This window comes from Duganella sp. AC237 (assembly GCF_979254035.1).
On record NZ_CEEDEW010000003.1, the window covers coordinates 6,307,014 to 6,331,268 of the forward strand.

A 24,255-nucleotide genomic window follows, 5' to 3' on the forward strand; every position below is an offset into this window, starting at 1 on the left:
TTTTTTGCGGCAGACTCTTTCCTGTCTGGCATAAAAATTGCAGTGGAAATACTTTTTTTGTGTCGAATCCAGGATATGAAAACGCCACTCGCCGCCAGCTCCGACACCTTTTTGCCTTATATGCCGGACGTCGCGCGCTGCGAATTGTCGCTGCGCGAACTGAATCAAATGTGGCAGCTCATCGAGTCGTCGGCCAAGATGAATTGTCCGGCCGAGGCGCGCCTGCTGCTGCCGGCGATGGTGGCCACGCGCACCGGTTTCGCGCAGCTGGAACGGGCGCTGATCGCCAATCTGGTGCAGGAAAAGGTGCGCCACGTGCTGGCCGACCTAGGCACCCAGGCGCGCTACGCGATCGATATCCTGGTCCGCAACCTGTTCGAACGCACCGCCGATGTCGGATTCCTGGCCACCGACGTCAATCTGTGCCGCTTTGTCGCGGCGATCGATGGCGATGAAGGTGACGAAAGTGCGGGCGACGGCGGCATCCAAGCGGCCCGCCAGCGCCTGTCCGACTACCGCGACAAATACACCGTCTACGACGAGATCCTGCTGCTGGACCTGGACGGGCGCGTGCTGGTGCAGGCCGATACCGCCACGCCGGTATCGCACAGCCGCGATCCGCTGCTGGCCGAAACGCTGGCCGCTTCCGGCTATGTGGAGACCTTCCGCGCCACCGACCTGCGGCCCGGTAAACCGCGCGCGCTGGTCTATTCGCACCGCATGCTGCACCCTGACAGCGGCGAGCCGGCCGGTGTGCTATGCCTTTGCTTCAATTTCGAGCAGGAGATGGATGCCATCTTCGCGTCCTACCGCGACCCGTCGCAGCGCGCCAACATGCTGCTGCTCGATGCGCAGGACCGCGTCATCAGCAGCGCCGATCAGCTGTGGATACCGGCCGGCGTCAAGGTGCCGACCAATGTCGACGGCGCGCCGCAACTGCTGATGTTCGGCGGCCGCGAATACCTGGTGCGCACCTTCCGCTCCGACGGCTATCAGGGCTATCCCGGCCCGCCGGGCTGGAAGGGGCAGTTGATGATGCCCGTCGATCTGGCCTTCCGAAACGCCGGCGCCGATGCGCTGGGCGGCGTCGATCCGCGGTTGATCGAGGGCCTGCTGTCGCACGCGCAGGCCTTCAGCCCCACCCTGCACGAGTTAATGAGCGCGGTGACGCGCACCACCCGCACCATCGAACGCATCGTCTGGAACGGCAAGGTCACCAGCGCCGCCAACGACCAGGTGGACGACCAAGGCCACGGACATCACAACGGCAATGTCAACAAGCTCAATACCGTGCTCGATCAGATCACCGAGACCGGTGGCCGCAGCGATGCGATTTTTTCGCGTTCGATCCAGGACCTGTACCAGACCGTCCTCACCGCCAGCATCAGCGAGGCCGAACTGACCTCGCGGCTGCTGGTCGATATGCTGGACCGCAATCTGTACGAACGCGCCAACGATTGCCGCTGGTGGGCGTTGACGGCGCAGCTGCGGCGCGGCCTGGCCTATCCTTCCGCCGACCAAGCGACCGCGATGAGCGAGGTCCTCGCCTACATCAACAGCCTGTACACCGTCTACGCGCGCCTGTTCGTCTACGACCGCACCGGCCGCATCGTCGCCAGCACCGGCGAAAGCGATGAAGAACCGACCAGCATCGGCACCCATATCGATGGCGCCACGCTGGGCCGCGTTTGCGCGCTGCGCGGCGAACTGGATCACTATCCCGAGCCGTTCATGCCATCGGCCTTGTACGGCGGCGAGCCGACTTTCATTTATCACGCCGCGATCCGTCATCCGGAACAAACCTCCACGGTGGTGGGCGGCATCGGCATCGTGTTCGATTCGCGTCCCGAGCTGCTCAACATGCTACACAGCGGCGTGGCCGGACGCCCGAACATGCACGCCTTCTTCATCACGCCGGAACGCCGCATCCTGTCGTCCACCGACCCGGCTTGCGCGCCCGGCGATACCCTGGCGCTGGACGCCGGCCTGTTGGCGGCGGCCTATAACGGCGAAGGCGACGGCGCCAGCGTCGCGCGCATCATGCTGCATGGCGGCCAATATGTGATCGCGGCGTGCACGCGCGCCTCGGGATATCGCGAGTTCCGTGCCGGCGCCAACGCGGACATCGAGCAACCGGTGCTATCGGTGCTGATCGAATCGTTCGGCCCGGAGCGCGATAAATCGGCGATGCCGGTGCCGTCCGCGCAGATCGAGCGCCGCAGCGACACCGGCCCGGATTTCGCCATCTTCTACGCCGGCCGCACCCTGATGGCGCTGAAGGCGGCGCGGATACAGGAGGCCGTGCCCTTCGCCAAGGTGAATAAGGCGGCCGGCAACAACCCGGCTCGCCTCGGCATGCTGGACGTGCCGCTGGCCGGCGGTAAAAAACATTTTGTGTGGGTGTTCGACCTCGCGCTGCTGGCGACCGGCAAAGCCGGTGTCGTGACCGACAACAGCCAGGTGATGCTGGTGCACCTGGGCGACAGCACCGTCGGCCTGCTGGTCGACGATCTGCATTCGGTGCAGCAGTTCGACGCCAGCGACATGACCGAATCGCCCCTGGGGTCTGGCGAGTCGACGCTGGCGCCACGCCTGATCAAGGCCAACCAGGGCAGTCTGCTGATACAGGAACTCGATATCGAGCGCCTGTTCGCGCGCCTGCGCACCTGACGGCGGCAGGCCGCGCGCGATTCTTCGTCTGCTTAAGCGGCCATCTTTCCGGCCGGGGTTTCAGCATCCTGCAGGCGCTGGCGGCGGTACAGGATCAGCGTGGCGCACAGGCCGCAGGCGGCGGCGAAGGTCATCCACCAACCCGGCGCGCTCTTGTCGCCCGTGTATTCGATCAGGCCCGTGGCGATCGCCGGCGTGAAGCCGCCGAATACCGCCGTCGCCAGGCTGTAGGCCAGCGAGAAACCGACCGTGCGCACTTCCACCGGCATCACTTCGGTCAGAGCCACCACCATCGCGCCGTTGTAGCTGGCGTACAGGAAGGACAGCCACAGTTCCACTTCCAGCATGTGGGCGAAGCTGGGGGAATTGACCAGCCAGTGCAGCGCCGGATACGCGGTCAGGATCGCCAGCGCCGAAAAGCACAGCAACAGCGGACGGCGGCCGACGCGGTCCGACAAGGCGCCCATCACCGGCAGCCAAATGAAGTTGGACACACCGACGCACAGGGTGACGATCAGCGCCGCGCTGGTGGTCAGGTGCAGCACGCTCTTGCCAAAGGTCGGCGTATAAACGGTGATCAGGTAGAACGACACGGTGGTCATCGCCACCAGCATCATGCCGGAGATGACCAGCGCCCAGTTGTTCAGCATCGAGCGGAAAATCTCCTTGACCTCGGGGCGGTGCTTGCGCGCCTTGAACTCCTCGGTTTCCTGCAGCGAGCGGCGGATCACGAACAGCACCGGCACGATCATGCAGCCGACGAAGAACGGAATGCGCCAGCCCCACTCGCCCACCTGCGCCGGCGTGAGCCACTTGTTCAAGCCGAAGCCCAGCGCGGCGGCGGCCACCACGGCGACCTGCTGGCTGGCCGACTGCCAGCTGACATAAAAGCCCTTGCGGCCCGGCGTCGCCATTTCGGCCAGGTAGACCGATACGCCGCCCAGTTCCACGCCGGCCGAGAAGCCTTGCAGCAGGCGACCGGTGAGCACCAGCAGCGGCGCCGCGTAACCGATGGTGGCGTAGCCCGGCACGCAGGCGATCAGCAAGGTGCCCATGGCCATCAGCGCCAAGGTGACGATCAACCCCTTGCGGCGGCCGACGCGGTCGACATAGGCGCCGAGGAAGATGGCGCCCAGTGGCCGCATCAGGAAGCCGGCGCCGAAGGTCATGAAGGTCATCATCAGCGACGCCAGCTCGTCGCCCGCCGGGAAGAAGGCGTTGGCGATGGCGGTGGCGTAGAACCCGAACAGGAAGAAGTCGAACATCTCCATGAAATTTCCGCTGACGACGCGGAAAACGGTGCCGGGGCGGGATTGCGCGTTTTTTTGTAAGGCGGTGGATGTCATGGGGTCCTCGGTGCGGTACGGTTTGTTCGGGATCATACGCGCTTTGGACCTGACTTGCTCGACGCTAGCGAGCTTGGGCCGGACGGCGCCGCGCGGCCAAATGTAGCCGCAGCGCAACACATCGCCACTTTTTTGCAGTTCGTCGCAAAGTTGTCGGCCCCGGCGGCCAAGTTCAGTAAAATCAACGTTATCAAAATAAGTAACCATTGAACAAACCATCAAGGATTCACCATGCGCCGCACCGCTTCCGCCGTCCTGACCACTGCCCTTGTCGCCGCCCTGGGCGCCACCCTGTACGCCGTGGGCGCCCCGGCGCTGGCGGCCGAATCGGTGCGCGTGCTGCCGCCGTTCATCGCCGTCAACGCCAAGGGCGCGTTCGCGATGACGGTCGAAGCGGGCAAGACGCAGTCGGTGGTGGTGCGCGGCGACGACAAGTTCATCGCCGAACTCAAAACCACGGTGGTCGACAATGAACTGCAGATCACCATGTCCGACAAGACTTACGACGGCGGCAAGGGCGCGCCGCGCATCACCATCACCGTGCCGACCCTGAGCCGGGTGAAGGTGGAAGGCGCCGGCGAAACCGTCATCAGCCACGTCAACACCGACCGCCTCGACATCGGCTACCTGGGCGCCGGCCTGCTGTCGGCCAGCGGCAAAGTCAAGTACCTGCGCCTGAACGCCAAGGGCGTCGGCCAGGTCGACACCAAGGCGCTGCACGCCGAGCGTGTCGACGTCAACTTCGAAGGCGTGGGCAGCGTCAGCGTCTACGCCAGCGATCTGCTCAACGCCGTGGCCAAGGGCATGGGCTCCCTGGATTATTTCGGCAAGCCGAAAACGGTCAACAAATCGGTGTCGGGCATCGGCAGCGTCAACGCCAGGGACTGAAACGGGGCCGCCGGCCCGGTGACACGCGTTGCGATTGCGGGTACCATCAGGATCACCATAGACCAATAACAATCGATCCATTGCACCGGGGAGACCGCTAACGTGGCTGCGCCGAACGACATCGCGCACTGGCGCGCGCGGATTTTCGCCAAGCTGCTGCTGATCGTCTTCCTGCTGGGACTGGCCACGGCCGTTCCCAGCATGCTGCTGGCCGTCAGCGAGGGCATGTGGTCCATCGTCGTCGTCGACGTCATCGCGCTGTCGTGGATCGGCGCCATCCTGCTGCTGCGCCAGGTCGCCTACACCGTCCGCGTGTTCAACTTCCTGGCCGTCGCCTTCGCGGTCGGTGTCGGCCTGCTGCTCAAGATCGGACCGGTCAGCCAGATCTATTTGTTGGCCATCCCGGTGCTCGCCGCGCTGCTGCTCGGACTGCGCCCGGCGCTGTGGATGCTGCTGCTGGCCGGACTGGCGGTGATGGTGCTCGGTTTCGAGGAAAACGCCAAGCTGCAGATCGAGGGCATGCCGGACCACGCCTTCCTCAAGTCGGCCATCATCTCGATCAATTTCATGTTCATCACGGCGGTGCTGACGTTGTCGTGCGCGGTGCTGCTGCAGCAGCTGGCGCGCTCGTTCGACGAGCTGCGCGACGGCGCCGATTCGCTGGAGCGGCTGGCGTTCTTCGACGTGCTCACCGGCCTGCCCAACCGCCGCCTGCTGATGGACCGCATCGACACGCTGCTGGCCAGCTCCGCGCGCAGCGCCACCTTCAGCGCGGTGATGTTCGTCGATCTCGATCGCTTCAAAACCATCAACGACGCGCGCGGCCACGCGATCGGCGACGCGCTGCTATGCAAGGCGGCCGGACGCTTGAGCCAGCTGGTGCGCAAGGCCGACACCGTGGCGCGCATCGGCGGCGACGAGTTCGTGGTGGTGCTGGCGCACCTGGCCGACGATCTGGAGAGCGCCACCCACGCCGCGCGCGCGGTGGCCGAAAAGGTCCGCGTCACCATCGGCCAGGAGTTCGAGATCGACGGCCAGCTGTACATTTCAACCGCCAGCATCGGCGTGACGATGCTCCCCAAGCCAGGCCAGGGGCGGCAGGAGGAACAAAGCGCGCACGACCTGCTGCGCGAGGCTGATACGGCGATGTACCGCGCCAAGGCCGAGGGCCGCAACGGCATCGCCTTCTTCGAGATGGCGATGCAGACGGCGGTCGAACAGCGCCTGTCGATGGAGCGCGACCTGGCCACCGCGCTGGCCAAGGGCGAATTGCAAATGCACGTGCAGCCGCAGGTCGACCGCGACGGCCGCGCCATCGGCGGCGAGCTGCTGATGCGCTGGCCGCTGGCCGACGGCGCGATGGTGCCGCCGTCCGTCTTCATCCCGGTGGCCGAGGAGTCGGGACTGATCCTGGCGCTGGGCGCTTGGGCGCTGCGCCAGGCCTGCGAAGCGGTGCTGCTGCTCGAGCGCGCCGGCCTGTCGATGCCGCTGTCGGTCAACGTCAGTCCCAGCCAGTTCCGCCAGCCCGATTTCGTCGCGCTGGTGCAGCGCACCCTGGCCGACACCGGCGCGCCCGCCGACCGGCTGATACTGGAGGTGACGGAGGGCCTGCTGATCGACAAACTGGATGAGACCATCGCACGCATGCATCAACTGGCGGCGCTGGGGCTGCGCTTTTCAATCGACGATTTCGGCACCGGCTATTCCAGCCTGGCGTACCTGAAAAAAATGCCGCTGTATGAGCTCAAGATAGACCGCAGCTTCATCATCGACGCGCCGGACGACGGCAGCAGCGCGGCGCTGGTGCAGTCGATCCTGGCGATGGCCGGTCATCTGGGGCTGCACGTGGTGGCCGAGGGCGTGGAGACGCGGGCGCAGGCCGATTTCCTGATCGGCCACGATTGCCCGTGTTTGCAGGGTTACCTGTACGGGCGGCCGATGCCGCTGGCGCAGATGATCGAGCTCCTTGGAGAAACCGTGGAAACACGTAGGGCGGATTAGGCGGAACGCCGTAATCCGCCATCTGTGAGCCGTCGACGGCGCATGCACTGGCGGATTACGCTACGCTAATCCGCCCTACGTGTTTCAGATGGATGCTTCATTCCGTGGGCGTGTCTCTCACTGCAGCACGCTCACCCGCTTGCCGCTGACGCTGCGCTGGGCCGGGTTGCCATACACCGTGACCCTGCCGGAGCCGTTGGCGTCGGCCACCAGCGATTGGCTGACGGCGGCCGAGATGCTGCCCGAACCGTGCGTGCTCAGTTCCGCGCTCTGGCTGGCCAGGCCGGCCAGGTCGGCGCTGCCGGAGCCGTACAGGCGCACGATCATGCTGCGCACGCTGCCGCTGGCGTTGACGCCGCCGGAGCCGTGCAATTCCAGATTCAAGGTCTCGCCCTGCAGGTTGCCCAGGTTGAGCCGCCCGGAGCCATTCAGGCTGGCCAGGGTCGAGCCGCTTTGCAGGCCGTTCGCATCGACACTGCCGGAACCGTTCAGACGCGCCTCCAGCCGGCTGACATTGCCGGCCAGTTGCACCGCGCGCGAACCGTTCTGGCTCAGGTTCAAGGTGCCGCCATTCAGTCCGGTGACCGACAGGCGCCCGGAGCCGTTCGATTGGATGCGGCGCAGCTGCGGCGTGGTGTAGACCACCCGCAGCGGGTTGGAAGCGCGCACGCTGCCCTCGACCCAGACGCGCAAGGTGCCGCCGCTGGCGTCGGTGCGCAGCAGCGGCAGCAGGTTGCTGTCGCCTTCGACCTGCAGCGAGGCCGCCTCGCCGACCCGCACCTCGACCTGCAGCGGACCATTGATGTCGATGCCGTCGACATTGGCGGCGACGACCGCGTCGCGCCGTTCGACGGCGCCCTGCCCGTTGCCCTCGACCGCGCTGCCGCCGAACGATTTGTACTGCATGCTGCCGTCCTCCGGGATGACGATGACGGCGCAGCCGGCGAGGGTGGCCAGGGTGGAGAAGGCGGCGATGGTGGCGAAGGCGATGGCGGAGCGGCGCATGATCGGTTATCCGTGAAGTTTTATAGTGTTGTCACTATAGCCAGCGGCCCGGGTCCGCGCCCGCGCCATGCGACAAACCGTCGAAAACGGGGAATGAAGCGCAAAACGGATGGTGCTACCATTGCGGCCATGGATACCAAACCCACCTCCCCTGCCGCCGATACCCTCTTAGCGCTGCGCGACCTGACCCGCGCCTTCGCCCAAGAGCGCGATTGGGAACAGTTCCACACCCCGAAAAACCTGGCGATGGCGCTGTCGGTCGAGGTGGCGGAGCTGGCCGAGCATTTCCAGTGGCTGCGCACCGGTGCCGACGACGAACTCGATGACGCCAAACGCGCCGGCATCCGCCACGAGCTGGCCGACGTGCTGCTCTACCTGGTCCAGCTGGCCGACAAGACCGGCGTCGACCTGCGCGCGGCGGCGCTGGAGAAAATAGCGCTCAACGCGGCCAAGTACCCGGCCGACCGGGTACGCGGCGACGCCCGCAAGTCGACCGAATACTAAAGGATTTAACGCGGCGCCGCAGCCGGGGGCTGGCCGATGCCGAGCGCCTTGCGGATTTGGGCCGAGACGATGGACCACGACGGCGACGTCGCCGCCACCTCGTCGTAGTGGCTCCCTCCCGGCAGCAGGACCACCTCCGCCGCGTCGCCGGCGGCGTTGGCGCGGCGCGCGTAATCGTGTCCGGCCCGGATCGGCGACACGGTGTCGAATTCACCGTGGATCAGCACCGTGCGCACGCCGGAGGGCAGCATCTCGGCCGGCGAGGTGTCGGCGAAGACGTCCGGCCGCTCGGCGCTTGGCGTGCCGGCCAGCTGCGCGGTGTCGCGCTCGCAGCTGGTCTTGATCAGGGCCGCCTCGTTGCGCAGGTCGGCCAGGCCGCCCAGGCTGATCACGGTGGGCACCGGCAGCGGATCGGCCACGTAAAGGGGGCTGCTGCGCGGCAGGCGCGCGCGCGCGCCGGCCCATTGGGCCAGGTGGCCGCCGGCCGAGTGCCCGACCAGCACGATGCGCGACAGGTCGAGCCGGTGGGCCGGCGCCAGCGCGCGCAGGCGGTCCATCGCGGTGGCGACGTCGAGGTACATGCCGGGATAGCCGCCGCCCTCCTCGTCGAAGCGGCGGTATTCGACGTTCCACACCGCCACGCCGTGGCGCAGCAGGTCGCCGGCGATGTTGCGCATCTGCGTGATGCCGCCGAATTCCTTGGTCCAGCAGCCGCCGTGGATGACCACCGCGACCGGGAACGGGCCGTCGCCGCCCGGCGCGAACAGTTCGGCGAACTGGGAAGGCGCGGCGCCGTAGGCCACGTGCAGGCTGGGGGCGGGACCGGCCAGGGCCAGGTAGTCCTGTAGAGTCATCGGCGCGGCGGCCGCGCCGCCCACGTGGCCTGCGATGGCGGCGGCCAGCAGGGTCCTGCCCATTGTTTTCAACATGCGACGCTCCGTGGTGTGAAGCCGCCATGCTACACCAACAAGGCGAAAGCTAAACCCGCACGGCGTGTACCACCGGGGTCGTACCCCACTGGGTACGACCCCTCTGGCGGGGGTGCGGGTTGCCGCGTCAGCGGATCACCACTTGTAGTTGGCCCGCACGTAGTAGTATCCGCCGTTGATGCCGAACGGCGAGAACGATGGCAGCACCGTCACCGCCGCGTTGTCCAGCGCGGCGCGCTGGTCGGCCAGCAGCGCCGGATTGACGCCGTTCGGGTAGGTGTTGAACAGATTGTTGGCCCCCACCGCCACCGACCACGCCGGATTGACCTTGTATCCCACCTCCAGATCGGTGATCGCCTTGGCCTTGATCTCGGTCTTGTGATAGACCGAGCCGTCCTCGCTGCCGTAGTCGTTCGATTTGCCGTAGATCGCTTCGCGCAGGTTGATGGTCCAGTCGCCGATCTTCCACAGCGCGCCCAGGTTCACGCGCATCTTCGGCGAGGCCGTCTCCAGGTTCGAGATGGCGGTCTTGTCGAGCAAGGTTTGCGGCAGCAGCTGCGTCGGCGCCTGGTTGATCTTGGTGACTTCGACCTTGTTGTAGTTGGCCGCGATCGACCAGTCCACGCGGCCGTAGGCGCCGTAGTTCTCGTTCAGCGTCGTGACGAACTCCAGTCCCCGGCTGCGGGTGTTGACCGCGTTCGAGAAGATGTTGATGCCGGTCTGGCTGACCGTGCTATCGAGCACGTTGCCGTTGGCGATGATGGCCGCCGTCACGGCCGGCGAGTTGACCGCGCCGCCCGAGCCGTACAAGGCGCCGGAACCGACGATGCGGTCGCGGATCTTGATCTGGTAGACGTCGAACGTGATATTCAAATTGCTGGCCGGGTTGAGCACCATGCCGACACTGAGGTTGGTCGACGCCTCCGGTTTGAGGCCGTTGACGCCGACCAGGCGCGCGCCCGGCGAATTGGGGGCCAGCTGCACGAAGGCGCTGGTCGGGCCGACGTTGGTGGCCGAGTAGTACGATTCGGCCAGGGTCGGCGCGCGGAAGCCGTTGCTGAAGGTGCCGCGCACGGCCGCCGTCGGCGTCAGTTCGTAGCGCGAGGTCAGCTTGCCGACCCTGGCGCTGCCGAAGTCGGAGAAGTGCTCGTAGCGCCCCGCCAGGTCGACCGTCAGATCCTTGATCGGATTGCCGGCGATGTCGATGTAGGCGGCCTTGTTGGTGCGGCGGTGGCTGCCGGCGTCGGTCAGCGAGAAGCCCGGATACGACTGCGAGCCCTCCTTGTAGCGGGAGGCGGCGTCGCCGGCCTGGATCTCGTACTTGTCGATGCGGTGTTCGACGCCGGCGGCGAAGGTCAGCGGCTTGCTCCAGCCGACGTCGAATTCGCGGCTCGACTCGAGCGTGGTGGTGAGCTGGCTGGCGATGAAGGCGCCGGCCTTGAAGGTCGTCGGCGAGAAGCCGGTGTCGGCGAACAGCGAGGCGTTGGCCGAGTCCTCGACGCCGATCTCGGACTTGTCACGCCCGTAGGTGGTGCTCAGGTCCAGGTTCCACTCGGCCAGCTTGCCCTTGACGCCGCCGGTCCAGCCGAAGTCCTTCTGGTTGATCTTTTCCTTCGGCGAGAAGCCCTGCGGGTACATTTTCGGAATACGGGTCGGCAGGCGGTAGTTCTCGTAGGCGCGCGCGACCTTCTCGCCGTAGGTGGCGATGCTGTAGATCTGCACGTCCTTGGTCACGTCCCAGCCGAAGTTGGCCGCCAACACCTGCAGGTGGTACTGGGCGTCGCCCTGGATCTTGTTCAGGTACGGGTAGCCGGGGATCGACGTCATGCCCGGCGCGGCGGCCAGGTTGCCGGCGTCGAGCAGGCGCGGGTCGATGCCGCCACGGTCGCTGAAGTCGTGGTACTTCGATTCGGCCGTCACGCTCAGGAAGGCGTCCTTGAAAGGCTCGAAGCCGACGTTGGCCGAGCCGCCGACGGTCTTGCCGCCGCCGTCCCAGTAGCCGCCGCCGGTGGCCGAGGCGGTGCCGCCATGGTCGTTCGATTTGAGGATGATGTTGATCACGCCGGCGATGGCGTCGGAGCCGTATTGGGCGGCCGCGCCGTCCTGCAGCACCTCGATATGGTCGATGGCCGACACCGGAATGAAGTTCAGGTCGGCCGCGGCGCCGCCCTGGTACGGGCCGCCCAGCACGGCCAGGTTGGCGGTGCCGTGGCGGCGCTTGCCGTTGATCAGCACCAGCGTGTTGTTCGGGCTCAGGCCGCGCAGGCGGGCCGACAAGGTCAGGTTGGCGGTGTCGCCGCCGAAGGCTTGCGCGGTGAACGACGGCAGGTTCTGCGCCAGCGCCTGGATCAGGTCCGGCTGGCCGGTGCGCATCAGCGAGGCCGAGTCGAGCACCTGGATCGGCGAGGCGCTGTTCTCGGCCTTCATGCCGCTCGAGCGGGTGCCGGTGACGATCACCGAGCCGGCCGACGTGGCGTCGGGCGCGGCGGCTGCCGCTTCGACGGCAGCATCGACCGCGTCGGCCGGATTGGCTGCCGCATTGGCTGCCGCATTGGCTGCAGAAGCGGCGCCGATCGCCAGGGTGGACAACACGGCTGCGACGCCGATCTTGAGTGTGGCCTTATGCATATTTTAAATCCCCAGTTGAATAATAATAAGAAAAGTAAGACCTGAACCCGAACCTGAACCTCATTCCAATACCGCTTATTTTTTGGCGGCGACCACCTCGATTTCGACCAACCAGCCAGGGTTGCTCAAGCCGGCCACCTGCACCACGGCGCGCGCCGGCAGGTTGGGCTGCGTGCCGCCGAAGTACTGGGTGTAGGCTTCCATGAAGCCCTTGGTGTCGCCCTTGCCGCCCTTGGCCGGATCGCCGACCAGGTAGACGGTCATCTTGACGACGTCCGACATCTCCAGCTTCATGCCCTCGAGGATCTCCTTGATCTTCTTGAGCACCGTCTCGGACTGCGCCTTGGTGTCGCCGAAGGCGGCCAGCGAGTCCGGCGCGGCGGCCTTGTCGATCACCGCCGGCACCTGGCCGCTGATGAAGTGGATGGTGGCGGTCGACGGGATCGTCACGGCCAGCGCGATCGGGAAGTCCGACCCCGGAATCTTGTGGCGCACGATCTCCGCCTTCTCCTCCACCTTCGGCGCCTTGGCGGCGGCCATCGCCGGCGACGCCGACAACAGGGCCACGGCGGCGGAGATCAACAGAGCGGTGGCGGATTTGGTGAGTGCTTTGGTCATGGTCTCGTCTTCCTTGGGTTGTATAGAGTGGTAATCAGTGTTTGTTCGACATTTCGGCGCTGCCGAAATGGGCCACGCCAAGCGTGTCGCGCAGTTTGAGCACCTCGGCCTCGGTCAACGCGTCGGCCTTGTTGCCCCAGCTGGCGCGCACATAGGTCAGAATCGCGGCCATATCGGCATCGCTGATGTTCTCGCTGAAGTCGGGCATGCCGCCGCGGCCCTTGAGCAGCACCGTGGCCACTTCGGCGTGGTCGCCGGTGACAAATTTGCTGCCGGCCAGCGCCGGGAACGCGCCGGGGATGCCCTTGCCGGTGGCCTGGTGGCAGGCCGCGCAGTTTTTCAGGAACAGCGCCTTGCCGTCCGGCGCCGTGGTGGAAGCCGGCGCCTGCGCCTGCGACGGCGCCGTGGCGGCGGCCGCGAAGGCGGCCACGATCACCATCGCGGCCTTCAGTAACGTGTCCCTCATGCGCTGGCCCTCGCGTGTATCCTGGCGATCTGCTGCCAGGCCGATTCGATGGCGCCGGCCTGCCAGCCGGTCAGGTAGCTCAGGTGCTCGCCGGCCAGCATGATGCGGCCCTCGCCTTCGAGCAGGGTCGGATAGGCGGCCGCGCGGGTCTTCTCGGTCCACTCGGCCCAGCCGCCCAGGTTGTACTGCACGCGGTGCCACGCCACCGAGAACGCGTTCTCGTATTCGTCGCGGTACTGCGGGAAGATCTTCTGGCCGGCGGCGACGGCGAATTCGGCGCGTTCGGCCGGCGTCAGCGCGCTGACCTCGATGGCGGCCGTCTGGTACTGGTAGTAACCGAGCAGCACGCCCTTCTTCTTCTGCCAGCCGTACGACGGCATCGAGATGGTGTTGATGCCTTTGAGGTCGGTGAGCACGTGGCCGCCGTAGATGTTGTCGTCCTCCTCCCAGAAGCGGCGCTTCATCTGCAGGCCGATCTTGCCGACCGGCGCGTAGGCCACCGTGGCGACGGCCTTCTTGAACGCGTCCGAGAAATCGGTGTCGATCTGGCGCAGCACCGACAGCGGGATGGTGCACAGGCAGTAGTCGGCCGTCACGCTGGAGGCCTTGCCGGTGGCGGTGTCCTTGAAGGCGATGGTCACGCCCTTGTCGTTCTGGCGGATGGTCTGCACCTCGGCACGGTAGCGGATGGTCTTGCCGACGCGCTTTTCAAACGCCTTCGGGATCGCGTCCATGCCGCCGACCGGCTGGAACATGGTCGCCTGCATCGGGAAGTCCTGCACCGCGCTGTAGACGTTGCCCAGTTTGGAGGCCAGCAGTTCCTTGAAGCCCAGCGGGTCGGACTGCTTGCCTGGTCCGGGCTCCATGCCGGCGCCCGGATAGACGGCGAAACCGCGTCCGGTGCGGCCCTTGTATTTCAGGTCGGCGCCGGCCAGCTGGCCCTCGTGCGCCAGGTAGTCGAGCAGCAGGCGCTTGTCGTCGGCGGTCAGCTCGGCGTCGAGCTGGTTGTTCTTGATCGACTTGGCCAGCATCTCGTCGACATGGCCGCGCATGTCGGCCTTGATCTCCTTGATGCGCAGGCGCTTGCCGGCGAAGGGGCCGGCGTTTTCGGAATACACATAGGAGTGGTCGTTCTCGTTGACCATCACCTCCAGCGGCACCTCGAACAGGCGCGTGTAGTGCAGGGTCGACTGGTGGTGCAGCGGGATGCGCCACGGGCCGTGGTTGATGTACTGGCCCTCGTCGAAGGCGCAGGTCTGTTTGTCGCCGCCCAATTCGGTCAGGCTGAAGCCCTTGCGGGCGGTCTGGCAACGGCCGCCGGCGAAATCGCGCGCCTCGAGGATCTGGCACTGGTAACCGAGCTTGCCCAGCTCGAAGGCGGCGGTCAGTCCGGCCAGGCCGGCGCCGAGGATCACCACCTTCTTGCCTTTGCCGCTGCCGCTCAGCGCGGGCGGCGCGGAAGACGTCGAGCCGATGCCCATGCCCCAGGCGTTCATGGTGTTTAACAGCAGGCCGGTGCCGCCGACGGCGGCGGCCCGGTACAGAAAGTCCCTACGGGTAAATGAACTAAACGGTTTAAACGGTTTTACTGTTTTGCTTTCCATCGGTTTCCTCACCAGTCTGCCTGAAATAACTTGGGTGACTTGCTTACCCATAGTTCCAATCTAGCAAGGCGCGTGCCACGCGCTGCACGCAAAACAAACATGCTTCACAACGAAGGCAAGCCTTGTGGCGCAAGGCCTCCTTTCATCGAACAATGTTTTTACATGGACCCCGCGTACGCTCCGGACACCCGCGACGGCAAGCGGCCGGCGACAAACTTTATTCGCGTAAAACGGACTTTATTCGCGGCGGCGCGCGACGCGCGCGGGTGGGACCGGCGGCCGGGTAGACGGCGCGCGGCGGCGCCGCGCACCAGCAAGAGGCACATAAAAAAGCGGGGATGGGAGGATGCACGACGCTGGACCGCGCCGCCGCCGGCGGCGCGGGTGACCGGCTGCGTCTCAGCCGGCGAAGCTGGCGAGGGCCGGTGCGCCGCTGCGCGCCAACGGCGCGGACGATGTTGACGATGTGGACGACCCGGGGGAGGCGGCCGCCTCGCGCGGCAGGCGGGCGATTTCCTCGGCCGACAGGTGGCGCTGGGCGGCGCAGGCGTCGTCCAGGTGGCAGGCGTGGAACTGCATCGGTGCGGCCGGATCGAGCAGGTAGATCATGTCCAGGTTGGACGGATCGTAGGCGACCTTGACGCTCCAGTGGCCGCGCAGGCGCGCGCGGTCGAACCAGCGCTCGTTGATGGCGCGCGCGCAGGTGTAAGTACTTTCGAACAGGCGGATGCCGTCGGCGCCGACCTGCGCCGACGCCACCGGCATCAGGCTGCAGCGGATCAGGTGCTCGGGATAGGTTTTGAGGCTGCCGCCCCGGTGGGCCACGCCCCAGTCCCACAGCTGGCGCGGGGTGGCGTTGCCGGCGTGGGACAGCGGGTGGCGGTTGTTGTAATAGAGGATGCAGTCGATGACGATGCGGGTGAACTGCTCCAGATCGAGCACGCCGTCGAGCCGGCACGGCGCGCCCTCGTCGTTCGGCGCCAGCAGGCGGAAACGCTTTTCCAGCACCGCCTTCCAGTCGCCCGGGCCGTCGTCGACGGCGACGCAGCGCAGGTTGAAGTTATTCAGCAAGGCCGGGTCCATGCCGCCCTCGCCGCCATCGCGGCCGGCCGTCAGCGCGGCGTTGGCGAACAGGGTTTCCGGCAGGTGGCGGCACGGCCACTGCGCCGCCTCGATGCGGCGGCCGAACTGCTGGCTGTAGCGCTGTTTGTCGGCGCCGCAGTTGGCCAGCGCCAGCATCGCCTGCGGCCAGCTGGCCGGCCCCAGGCCGATGTAGACGCCGGTGACCAGGCGGCTGAACGAATCGACGGCCAGATAGATGCGCGGGCGGCCGACCGCTTGCCGGCGGTCGGCGCGCGAGACCAGGCACACCTCGGCGCAGACGGCGTCGAGGTAGAAGCCGGCGCCGGGCCGGCCCGGCGGCAACGCTTGCGGCGCGAACGCCGCCGGCTGGCCGGCCAGGGAGGCCAGCGAGGCTGCCGTGGCGAACGGGGTGGGCGTGGCGGGGCCCCACGGCGCGGCCGCGCCGTCGCCCCGGCGCGCCACCTCGGGCGGACGGTCGTCGTCGTGGTCGAGCCAGTAGTTGAACTGGCCGAAGGTCGGCAGCACGGCGCTGCGCCCGGCCGGCGTGGTCAGCACGCGGCCCGATGCTTCGTCGATGCGGCGCTCGACGAAGAACTCGTCGAGCATCTGTTCATAGGCGCCCAGGCGCGAGAACTTGGCGTGGCCGGCGGCGTAGCGGGCGATGGCGACGCGGAAGGTGCGGCGGATTTCCTCGTCGGCGTTCAGGCCCGGCCCGGCGTCGGCGCCGTTCTTGCGCGGGCGTCCGCGCTTGACGCCGGCCGAGGCCTGGCGCACCTTGCCCTTGCCGCCCGAGTTGCAGTAATCGGGCAGCAGCGCGTTGGGGGTCTGGCCGCGCTGCCAGTAGCGGCGCAGGTAGCGGTAGATGGTGGGATGCGAGACGCCGTGGGCGCCGGTGGCGCGGGCGATCAGCTGGCCGCGCTGGCGGGCCTCGTAGATGCCCGGCTCCAGCGCCACCAGCGGCTCGATGATCTCCCAGGCGCGCGCCCGCAGTTGCAGGTGTTTGGCCGGCAGCAGGTCCTGGCTGACGACCATCAGATAGGGGTCGGCCGGCAGCACCGAAGCGCGGCCGGCCCGGATGTCGGCGTGCAGCACCGACAGTTGGACGAGTTCTACATCGGCCGAGCGGGCCGCCACGTCGAAGACATAGGCGTGGCTCTGCTCGGGAGCGATCCACAAGATGCGGACGGTGCGCGGAGACGGATGCGTATAGTGCAGCAGATCGTTCCGCAGTAGCATTAGCGCCCCTTGACGGTGAATGGCCGGCTGTCGACGATGATGGCGTACGGGCCGGCCTGATTATGCTCGCGCAGCATCTGCGGCTTGAGCGAATCGACAAAGATGTTCCACAGCTTCCTGAATGATGTCATCTCAATGCTCCGATCTAAACGACTTGTCTCCAGGTTGAGGCGCCTCGGCGGGCGCGCCTTTTATAGGGATGTGCTATCACATATGCAATAAGCGGGCCAGCCTTGCCGAAAGGCAGCTTCTCCTATGAGAGTGATTCATGCGGGGTTTTCGGGACGTGGTGTTTGCGGCACGTCAAGCTTTGTTTTGGTGCAACGCAACAGATGCGCGCACCTTGTCTGTGCAACAACACGCGATGGGATGAACAACGGAAAACGGGGCCTTTCGGCCCCGTTCTTGATGCGGAAGATGCTTAGTATTTCTTGCCGGCAGGCTTCTTCTTCGGCGGCGTCGACTTGCCCGATTCCGGCGGCATGCGGTCGGCATGACTGATTTTCAGCTGCGCGCCGCCGACCCAGACCTTGCCCAGGTGCTTGAACAGCTCGTCCGGCATGCCATCAGGCAACTCGACCATGCTGTAGGTATCGAAGATCTCGATGCGGCCGATATGCTTGGCCTCCAGTCCCGCCTCGTTGGCGATGGCGCCGACGATGTTGGACGGGGTGGCGGCGTTGTTGCTGCCCACTTCGATGCGGAAGGCGCTCATCGGCAATGTGACCTTGCCCGGCTTTTCCTTTTTCTTCTTCGGCGCGGCGTCGTCCAGTTCGGCGGCGTCGACGCGGGCGGCGCGCGCCAGCGGCGAGCCGGCCGGCTTGTCGGCGGCTTTATCGGCCGGCTGGTCGGCGGCGGGCGCCCTGGCCGGGGCGGTGGCCCTGGCCGGCGCCGGACGGGCCGGTGCCGATGGCGCCGGGGCCGATGCCGCCGGGGCGCCGTCGCCGTTATCGCGGCTGATGCGCAGCTGCTGGCCGGCGACCTTGATGCCGGCCAGGTGATCGAGCACGTCGCCGGTCAGGTTGTCGGGCATATCGAGCACGCTGTAGTCGTCGTAGATCTCGATGCGGCCGATGTGCTTGGAGTCGATGCCGCCCTCGTTGGCGATGGCGCCGACGATGTTGCCCGGCTTGACGCCGTGCTGGTAGCCCACCTCGATGCGGAAGGTCTGCATGCCGGGATCGGCGGCGCGCACCACGCGCTCCTTTTTCGGGAATTTATCGCTGCGGTCCGGACGCTCGGCGCGGTCGCCGCGCTCGAACCGGTCACCACGGTCGCCGCGGTCGCCACGATCATGGCGCTCGAAGCCGACCTGACGGCCCGGCCGTTCGTCCCAGGTGGCGGCGGCGGTCTGCTGCTTTTTGTCGAGCAGCAGCGGCACGTCGCCGCGCGCCATCTTGGCCAGCGCGGCGGCGATTTCGATCGCCGGGATGTTCTGTTCGCGCTCGAAGTCCTCGATCAGCGACTGGAACTGTTCCAGCTCCCCCTGGGCCAGGGTTTCGCTGATCTGCGACTTGAATTTGGCGATGCGCACGTCGTTGACCGCCTGGATGGTCGGCAGTTCGAGCATGCCGATCGGCTGGCGGGTGGCGCGCTCGATCGATTTGAGCAGGTTTTTCTCGCGCGGGGTAATGAACAGGATCGCCTCGCCGCTGCGGCCGGCGCGGCCGGTGCGGCCGATGCGGTGGGTGTAGCTTTCAGGATCGTGCGGCACGTCGTAGTTGACCACGTGGCTGATGCGCTCGACGTCCAGGCCGCGCGCGGCGACGTCGGTGGCCACCAGGATGTCGATCTTGCCGTCCTTGAGCTGCTGGATGGTGCGCTCGCGCTGCTGCTGCTGGACGTCGCCGTTGATGGCGGCGGCCGAGAAGCCGCGCGCCTGCAGCTTGCTGGCCAGTTCCTCGGTCCCGAGCTTGGTGCGCGAGAAGATGATCATGCCGTCGAAGTTCTCCGCCTCCAGGATGCGGGTGAGCGCGTCGAGCTTGTGCATGCCCGACACCAGCCAGTAGCGCTGGCGGATGTTTTCGGCGGTGCCGGTCTTGGCGGCGACGGTGATTTCCTTGGGGCTGCGCAGGTAGGTGTTGGCGATGCGGCGGATCGCCGACGGCATCGTCGCCGAGAACAGCGCGGTCTGGCGGCTGTCCGGGGTCTCCTGCAGGATGCGCTCGACGTCGTCGATAAAGCCCATGCGCAGCATCTCGTCGGCCTCGTCGAGCACCAGCGTTTTGAGCTTGGACAGGTCGAGCGAACCCTTGTCCAGGTGGTCGATGACGCGGCCCGGGGTGCCGACGACGACGTGCACGCCGCGGCGCAGCGCCGACAGCTGTGGGCCGTAGCTTTGGCCGCCGTAGATCGGCAGCACGTGGAAGCCGGGGATGTGCGCGGCGTAGGTCTGGAAGGCCTCGGCCACCTGGATCGCCAGTTCGCGGGTCGGCGCCAGCACCAGCGCCTGCGGGGAAGTCTGCTTGATGTCGATGCGCGACAGGATCGGCAGCGCGAAGGCGGCGGTTTTGCCGGTGCCGGTCTGCGCCTGGCCCAGCACGTCGAGATTATCGAGCAGCGACGGGATGGTGGCCGCCTGGATCGGCGATGGCGACTCGTAGCCGACGTCCTTGAGGGCCTTGATCAGCGGCGCGCTCAGATTCAGATCGGAGAAAAGGGTGATGGGGGAGGTTGGGGTGTCAGACATGGCGTCACTCACAAGTATGTTCGAATCGCCTAATTGCGAAAGAAATTTGGGCGTAGTTTACTCTGTCTCGCCGGTTTCAGCCTTTTTTGCGTGAAATCGCCCGTTTTAAGGGCAAATTAAGGGTCGTCACGGCGTTCCCGATTGCCGTCCTATCGTGCGCGCCCTATATTGGCCGCTCCCCCGCCCCTGGAGAATGCCATGCACCCGATCCGCTCCGCCATCCTGGCCGCCACCGTCGTTGCGAGCGCCCCCGCCCTCGCCGCCACCTATGGGCCGCAGCTCGAAGGCTTCGCCTATCCGCACAAGCTGCGGTACTACGCTTTCACATCGCAAGGCAAAGAGCTGCAAATGGCGTACATGGACGTGGCGCCAATGGCCAAGGCCAACGGCAAGACGGCGGTCCTCATGCACGGCAAGAACTTCTGCGGCGCGACCTGGGAGCAGACCATCACCGCCCTGAGCGCGGCCGGCTACCGCGTGGTGGCGCCCGACCAGATCGGATTCTGCGCCTCGACCAAGCCGGAACACTATCAATACACCTTCCAGCAGCTGGCCGCCAACACCGAGGCGCTATTAAAGAGCATCGGCGTCAAACAGGCCGCCATCATCGGCCACTCGACCGGCGGCATGCTGGCCACGCGCTACGCGCTGATGTATCCGGAGGCGGTGTCGCGGCTGGTGATGGTCAATCCGATCGGGTTGGAAGACTGGAAGGCGCTGGGCGTGCCGGCGCGCAGCGTCGATCAGTGGTACGAGCGCGAATTGAAGATGACGGCCGACAGCGTGCGCGCCTACGAGAAGTCGACCTACTACGTCGGCCGCTGGAAGCCGGAGTACGAGCGCTGGGTCGATATGCTGGCCGGGATGAACGCGGGACCGGGCAAGAAGATCGTGGCCTGGAACTCGGCGCTGATCTACGACATGATCTATACGCAGCCGGTGGTCTATGAATTCCCGCTGCTGAAGGTGCCGACGTCGCTGATGATCGGCGACGCCGACACCACCGCCATCGGCAGCGACATCGCGCCGCCGGCCGTCAAGGCCCAAATCGGCAAGTACGAGGTGTTGGGCAAGCAGGCGGTCAAGCAAATCCCGAACGGCCATCTGGTGGAATTCAAAGGCATGGGCCACGCGCCGCAGATGGAAGATCCGGCCGCGTTCCACCGCGCCTTGCTCGAAGAGCTTAACCGCTAAAAATGCCGTGGCGCGGCGGGGTGGGCTACCCTGTACGGCGCCCTGTGGTAAACCCTCTCTTTAGACTTCTCTTTTCTTCTCTATTTCTCTTCTTTGAACTCTTTTTAAGATTAGCGATCTAAATAGAGGAGAAGAGAAGAAAGAGAGGAGAAAAACGAATGTTTACCACAGTGGCCGCGCAGCTCTCTACCCCCACCCTGCTCCGACTGATCGAGTATTTGCGCACGCGCAGTGACTCGCATGACGTCTCGGAGGCGCTCAATATCGCGCTAGAGTTCTGGCTCGATTCCAAAAACGAACTGCCTCCCAATGCTGATCGGATCGGCATTCGAGGCTATCAATGGAAAACGCTTTTCCTGCCCGAAGGGACGATTCTGCGTTCGTGGAGCTATGGCGAGCATAACTACGCCCGCGTCGAAGGCGACAAAATCATTCACGACGGCCAGTCCGTCTCACCCAACCAGTTCGCGCGGCATTTCGCCCGCACTGCGCGCAACGCATGGTTCGATTTATCGGTACGCCGTCCCGGCGACAAGCAGTACAAGATGGCGGGACTACTACGCGAAGAACTGGCGCAAGAGAATATGAATCGAGACCTGGCGTCAACTGCGAAACCAAACATTCCCGAGTACGCTCCTACCGCTCTGCCGCCAGATGCCCCCGCTGCGAATCCAACTCGAACAGTTCCGGTAAAAAAAGAGGACTTCGATCCCGGATGGGATTTGCCGGAGCGGCGCAAATTTCGCTACCGTGTTGAGGACACTGCGTACTAACAAAAAAAGAGAGGCGGGTCGTATCCCGTCTCTCTTTTTCTTGCGCTGCCCAGGCCGAAGGTCCGGGGCGGCACGTCGTGCGCCAGCTAGTGAAGCTTACGACTGGATTACTTGGCTGGCGTTGCCGGGGTTGCCGGGGTCGCCGGCTCCGCAGCTGCAGGCTTGGCTTCTTTTTCAGCCTTGGCCTTCTTGTGATGCGTTTTCTTCGCGGCGGTGTGCTCATGCGGCGCCGCTGGTGCGGCCGGCGTCGCGGCGGTTGCCGTTGCCGGGCTAGCAGGCGTCGCCGGCGTGGCTGGCGTTGCAGGAGCCTGGGCGAAAGCAGCGCCGGCGAACAAGGTGACGGCCAGGGTAGCGATAATCTTCTTCATGATATAGATCCTTTTAAAACGATATAAATTATTTAAATTATTTTAGTAAAACTGACCCTTTTTTTACTTCTTCACTGCTACTTCTTTCGTTTCAACCTTGGTCACCGTCTCGGTGGCGGGGGCTGCGACTTTGGATTCTTTGGTTTCCTTGACCGTCTTAACCTTGTGGGCGCCGTGCTTGTCGGTTTTGACTTCGCTCTTCACTTCGGTCTTGGTCGTGGTCTTCGCTTCGGCGGCGACGGCTGGTTTGGTCTCAGGCGCGGCTGGCGCGGCGGCTGGCGTCTGGGCGAATGCTGCGGTGGCGAACAGGCCGGCGATCAGGGAAGCGATAATTTTGGTCATGATGTGTTTCCTTTTTCTGGTTTTGGGCAGCGGGACCATCCCGTGTCGCATGAGCAGAAAACGGCCGGCGCCACCGATGAGTTGACTGTCCTTACAACCTCTTACCGACTCTTACACTCGCTTACAAACGGTCGAAAATCCAGTAAGATGTCCCGCGTCAGCAAGATAACCACAACCTAGGAATCCACATGCGTCTCACAGTGTTAGCCCTCGCCGCCGGCATCGCCTTTCAGGCACACGCCCAACAACCCGTCGTCGCCGAGGCGCCGCTGCGCGCCCACCTGTCCTTCCTGGCCGACGACCTGTTCGAAGGGCGCGGCACCGGCCAGCGCGGCGGCGACCTGACGGTGCGCTACCTGGAGACGCAGGCCGCCATCATTGGCCTCAAACCGCTGGCCGGCGGCGGCTACCGCCAGTCCGTCAAGATCGAGGGCACCAAGCTGCTGCCCGGGAGCCTGGTGCGCTTCGACGCCGGCGGCAAGACCATCGTCCCCAAGACCGGCACCGAGATCGTCTTCGGCACCATGAGCGGCAAGCAGGACGTCACCGTCGACGCGCCGCTGGTGTTCGTCGGCTACGGCGCCAGCGCGCCGGAGGAAAACTGGGACGACTACAAGGGCGTCGACATGAAGGGCAAGATCCTGGTCATGATGGTCAACGACCCGCAGCCGACCGCCGAGGAGCCCAACCGCTTCGCCGGCAAGGCGTACACCTACTACGGCCGCTGGCTGTACAAGTTCGAGGAGGCGGTGCGGCGCGGCGCCGCAGGCGCGCTGCTGATCCACACCACGCCATCGGCCTCCTACCCGTGGAGCGTGCCGGCCAACGGCTTTGGCCACGAGCGCTTCCACCTGGCCGGCAAGGGCAACCCGGTCGAGGGCTGGCTGCAGGAGGACACCGCGCGGGCGCTGTTCGCCGCCGCCGGCTTCGACCTGGACGCGCTGCGCGCCAAGGCCGAGCGGCGCGACTTCACGCCGGTCGACCTCAACATCAAGGTCCACGCCGAGGTGCGCAGCGCCGTGCGCCAGATCGAGCAGTTCAACGTCGCCGGCATCGTACCGGGCACCGACGCCAAGCTGAAGGAACAGGCGGTGATCTATTCGGCCCACTGGGACCACCTGGGCATCGACGAGGGCGTGCGCCGCGACGACAAGACCGACCACACGTACAACGGCGCCATCGACAACGCGTCCGGCACCGCCGCGCTGCTGGTCATGGCCGCCGAGGCGGTCAAGCACCCGGCCAAGCGCACCCAGATCTTCCTGTGGCCGGCGGCCGAGGAACAGGGCCTGCTGGGCAGCGCCGCCTACGTGCAAAACCCGGCCTGGCCGCTCGACAAGACCACGGCCGACCTTAACCTCGACAGCATGAACTTCGTCGGCAAGACCAGCGATATCGGCGTCGCCGGCGCCGAGCGCAGCAGCCTGTACGGCGCCGCCGGCGCGGTTGCCAAAAAGATGGGCCTGACGCTGGCGCCGGCCATCCCGGACCTGTCGGGCGCCTTCTTCCGCGCCGACCATTTCAATTTTGCCAAGGCCGGCGTGCCGGCGTTCAACGTCGGCTCGGCCGTGTTCTCCGGCGACGGCCACTTCACCTTCGTCAAGGACCTCGAACCGTCGCGCGCCAAGCTGGTCGCTTTCAAGAAGGACTACCACCAGGTCACCGACGAGTACCGTCCGGAGTGGGATTTGTCGGGCATGGTGCAGCAGGCGCAGTTCACCCTCAACCTGGGCTACGCGGTGGCCAACGCCCCGGCCATGCAGACCTGGAAGGCCGGCGACGCCTTCGGCAAGGTCAAGCGCTAGCCGACGGGAGCGCGACAAACGCCGGCCAATCCGGCCGGCGTCTGATATATGCCACAGAGCAACACCCGAAACGCCCTATAATGCTGACAGGCATGTTCGGGTGGCG

At 65.8% G+C, this 24,255-nt stretch carries 19 protein-coding genes; 7 read left to right on the top strand and 12 right to left on the bottom strand.

Annotated features, from left to right (window positions below; genetic code table 11):
- The first annotated feature begins 75 nt into the window (after positions 1 to 75).
- Positions 76 to 2,670: a chemotaxis protein CheW gene (locus tag AC0IYS_RS27905; protein ID WP_471708233.1), complete on the top strand. Its 2,595-nt coding sequence runs from the start codon at positions 76 to 78 to the stop codon at positions 2,668 to 2,670.
- Positions 2,671 to 2,702: 32 nt separating this feature from the next.
- On the opposite strand, the gene tcuC is transcribed toward AC0IYS_RS27905, so the two are convergent.
- Positions 2,703 to 4,016, bottom strand: a complete 1,314-nt coding sequence (tcuC, locus tag AC0IYS_RS27910; protein ID WP_471708234.1) for a tricarballylate/proton symporter TcuC — start codon at positions 4,014 to 4,016, stop codon at positions 2,703 to 2,705.
- A 231-nt stretch (positions 4,017 to 4,247) separates the two neighbouring features.
- On the opposite strand from tcuC, the gene AC0IYS_RS27915 reads away from it, so the two are divergent.
- Together AC0IYS_RS27915 and AC0IYS_RS27920 are read left to right on the top strand one after the other, a co-directional pair.
- Positions 4,248 to 4,904, top strand: coding sequence for a GIN domain-containing protein (locus AC0IYS_RS27915; protein WP_471708235.1), 657 nt, complete (start codon positions 4,248 to 4,250; stop codon positions 4,902 to 4,904).
- A gap of 102 nt (positions 4,905 to 5,006) precedes the next feature.
- Entirely contained in the window at positions 5,007 to 6,905 is a 1,899-nt protein-coding gene (locus AC0IYS_RS27920; protein ID WP_471708237.1) for a putative bifunctional diguanylate cyclase/phosphodiesterase, read from the top strand.
- A 117-nt stretch (positions 6,906 to 7,022) separates the two neighbouring features.
- Here the strand turns inward: AC0IYS_RS27920 and AC0IYS_RS27925 are convergent, their stop codons facing one another.
- Positions 7,023 to 7,910: a head GIN domain-containing protein gene (locus AC0IYS_RS27925; protein ID WP_471708239.1), complete on the bottom strand. Its 888-nt coding sequence runs from the start codon at positions 7,908 to 7,910 to the stop codon at positions 7,023 to 7,025.
- A 129-nt stretch (positions 7,911 to 8,039) separates the two neighbouring features.
- Between AC0IYS_RS27925 and AC0IYS_RS27930 the strand changes: the two genes are divergently transcribed.
- Positions 8,040 to 8,414, top strand: coding sequence for a nucleotide pyrophosphohydrolase (locus AC0IYS_RS27930; protein WP_471708240.1), 375 nt, complete (start codon positions 8,040 to 8,042; stop codon positions 8,412 to 8,414).
- 5 nt (positions 8,415 to 8,419) lie between these two features.
- On the opposite strand, the gene AC0IYS_RS27935 is transcribed toward AC0IYS_RS27930, so the two are convergent.
- The 8 genes from AC0IYS_RS27935 to AC0IYS_RS27970 all read right to left on the bottom strand — a co-directional run bounded on the left by AC0IYS_RS27935 (position 8,420) and on the right by AC0IYS_RS27970 (position 19,667).
- Entirely contained in the window at positions 8,420 to 9,343 is a 924-nt protein-coding gene (locus AC0IYS_RS27935; protein ID WP_471708241.1) for an alpha/beta hydrolase, read from the bottom strand.
- Between the two features lie 135 nt (positions 9,344 to 9,478).
- Entirely contained in the window at positions 9,479 to 11,971 is a 2,493-nt protein-coding gene (locus AC0IYS_RS27940) for a TonB-dependent receptor plug domain-containing protein (protein ID WP_471708243.1), read from the bottom strand.
- 75 nt (positions 11,972 to 12,046) lie between these two features.
- Positions 12,047 to 12,589, bottom strand: a complete 543-nt coding sequence (locus AC0IYS_RS27945) for a RidA family protein (RefSeq protein WP_471708244.1) — start codon at positions 12,587 to 12,589, stop codon at positions 12,047 to 12,049.
- Positions 12,590 to 12,623: 34 nt separating this feature from the next.
- The gene (locus AC0IYS_RS27950) at positions 12,624 to 13,055 is read right to left on the bottom strand and encodes a c-type cytochrome (RefSeq protein ID WP_471708245.1); all 432 of its coding nucleotides are present in this window, start codon (positions 13,053 to 13,055) and stop codon (positions 12,624 to 12,626) included.
- On the bottom strand, positions 13,052 to 14,659 hold the full coding sequence (locus AC0IYS_RS27955; protein ID WP_471708246.1) for a flavin monoamine oxidase family protein: 1,608 nt from the start codon (positions 14,657 to 14,659) through the stop codon (positions 13,052 to 13,054). Before AC0IYS_RS27955 ends, AC0IYS_RS27950 begins: the two co-directional genes overlap by 4 nt.
- Positions 14,660 to 15,058: 399 nt before the next feature.
- Positions 15,059 to 16,978 (bottom strand): Mu transposase C-terminal domain-containing protein, encoded by a 1,920-nt coding sequence (locus tag AC0IYS_RS27960; RefSeq protein WP_471708247.1) that lies wholly within the window; start codon positions 16,976 to 16,978, stop codon positions 15,059 to 15,061.
- Positions 16,978 to 17,109 carry a hypothetical protein gene (locus AC0IYS_RS27965; protein ID WP_471708248.1) on the bottom strand — a complete coding sequence of 44 codons (132 nt, stop codon included), beginning with the start codon at positions 17,107 to 17,109 and terminating at the stop codon, positions 16,978 to 16,980. Before AC0IYS_RS27965 ends, AC0IYS_RS27960 begins: the two co-directional genes overlap by 1 nt.
- 290 nt (positions 17,110 to 17,399) lie before the next feature.
- Complete coding sequence (locus AC0IYS_RS27970; protein WP_471708249.1) at positions 17,400 to 19,667, bottom strand: DEAD/DEAH box helicase; 2,268 nt, start codon at positions 19,665 to 19,667, stop codon at positions 17,400 to 17,402.
- A 198-nt stretch (positions 19,668 to 19,865) separates the two neighbouring features.
- On the opposite strand from AC0IYS_RS27970, the gene AC0IYS_RS27975 reads away from it, so the two are divergent.
- Both AC0IYS_RS27975 and AC0IYS_RS27980 read left to right on the top strand, forming a co-directional pair.
- Entirely contained in the window at positions 19,866 to 20,861 is a 996-nt protein-coding gene (locus tag AC0IYS_RS27975; RefSeq protein ID WP_471708250.1) for an alpha/beta fold hydrolase, read from the top strand.
- A gap of 158 nt (positions 20,862 to 21,019) precedes the next feature.
- Positions 21,020 to 21,634 carry a hypothetical protein gene (locus tag AC0IYS_RS27980; protein ID WP_471708251.1) on the top strand — a complete coding sequence of 205 codons (615 nt, stop codon included), beginning with the start codon at positions 21,020 to 21,022 and terminating at the stop codon, positions 21,632 to 21,634.
- Between the two features lie 107 nt (positions 21,635 to 21,741).
- Here AC0IYS_RS27980 and AC0IYS_RS27985 read toward each other — a convergent pair whose 3' ends face one another.
- Both AC0IYS_RS27985 and AC0IYS_RS27990 read right to left on the bottom strand, forming a co-directional pair.
- On the bottom strand, positions 21,742 to 22,002 hold the full coding sequence (locus tag AC0IYS_RS27985; RefSeq protein ID WP_471708252.1) for a hypothetical protein: 261 nt from the start codon (positions 22,000 to 22,002) through the stop codon (positions 21,742 to 21,744).
- Between the two features lie 63 nt (positions 22,003 to 22,065).
- Positions 22,066 to 22,344, bottom strand: a complete 279-nt coding sequence (locus tag AC0IYS_RS27990; protein ID WP_471708253.1) for a hypothetical protein — start codon at positions 22,342 to 22,344, stop codon at positions 22,066 to 22,068.
- 188 nt (positions 22,345 to 22,532) lie between these two features.
- Between AC0IYS_RS27990 and AC0IYS_RS27995 the strand changes: the two genes are divergently transcribed.
- Positions 22,533 to 24,149, top strand: a complete 1,617-nt coding sequence (locus AC0IYS_RS27995; RefSeq protein ID WP_471708254.1) for a M28 family peptidase — start codon at positions 22,533 to 22,535, stop codon at positions 24,147 to 24,149.
- Positions 24,150 to 24,255: the final 106 nt, after the last annotated feature.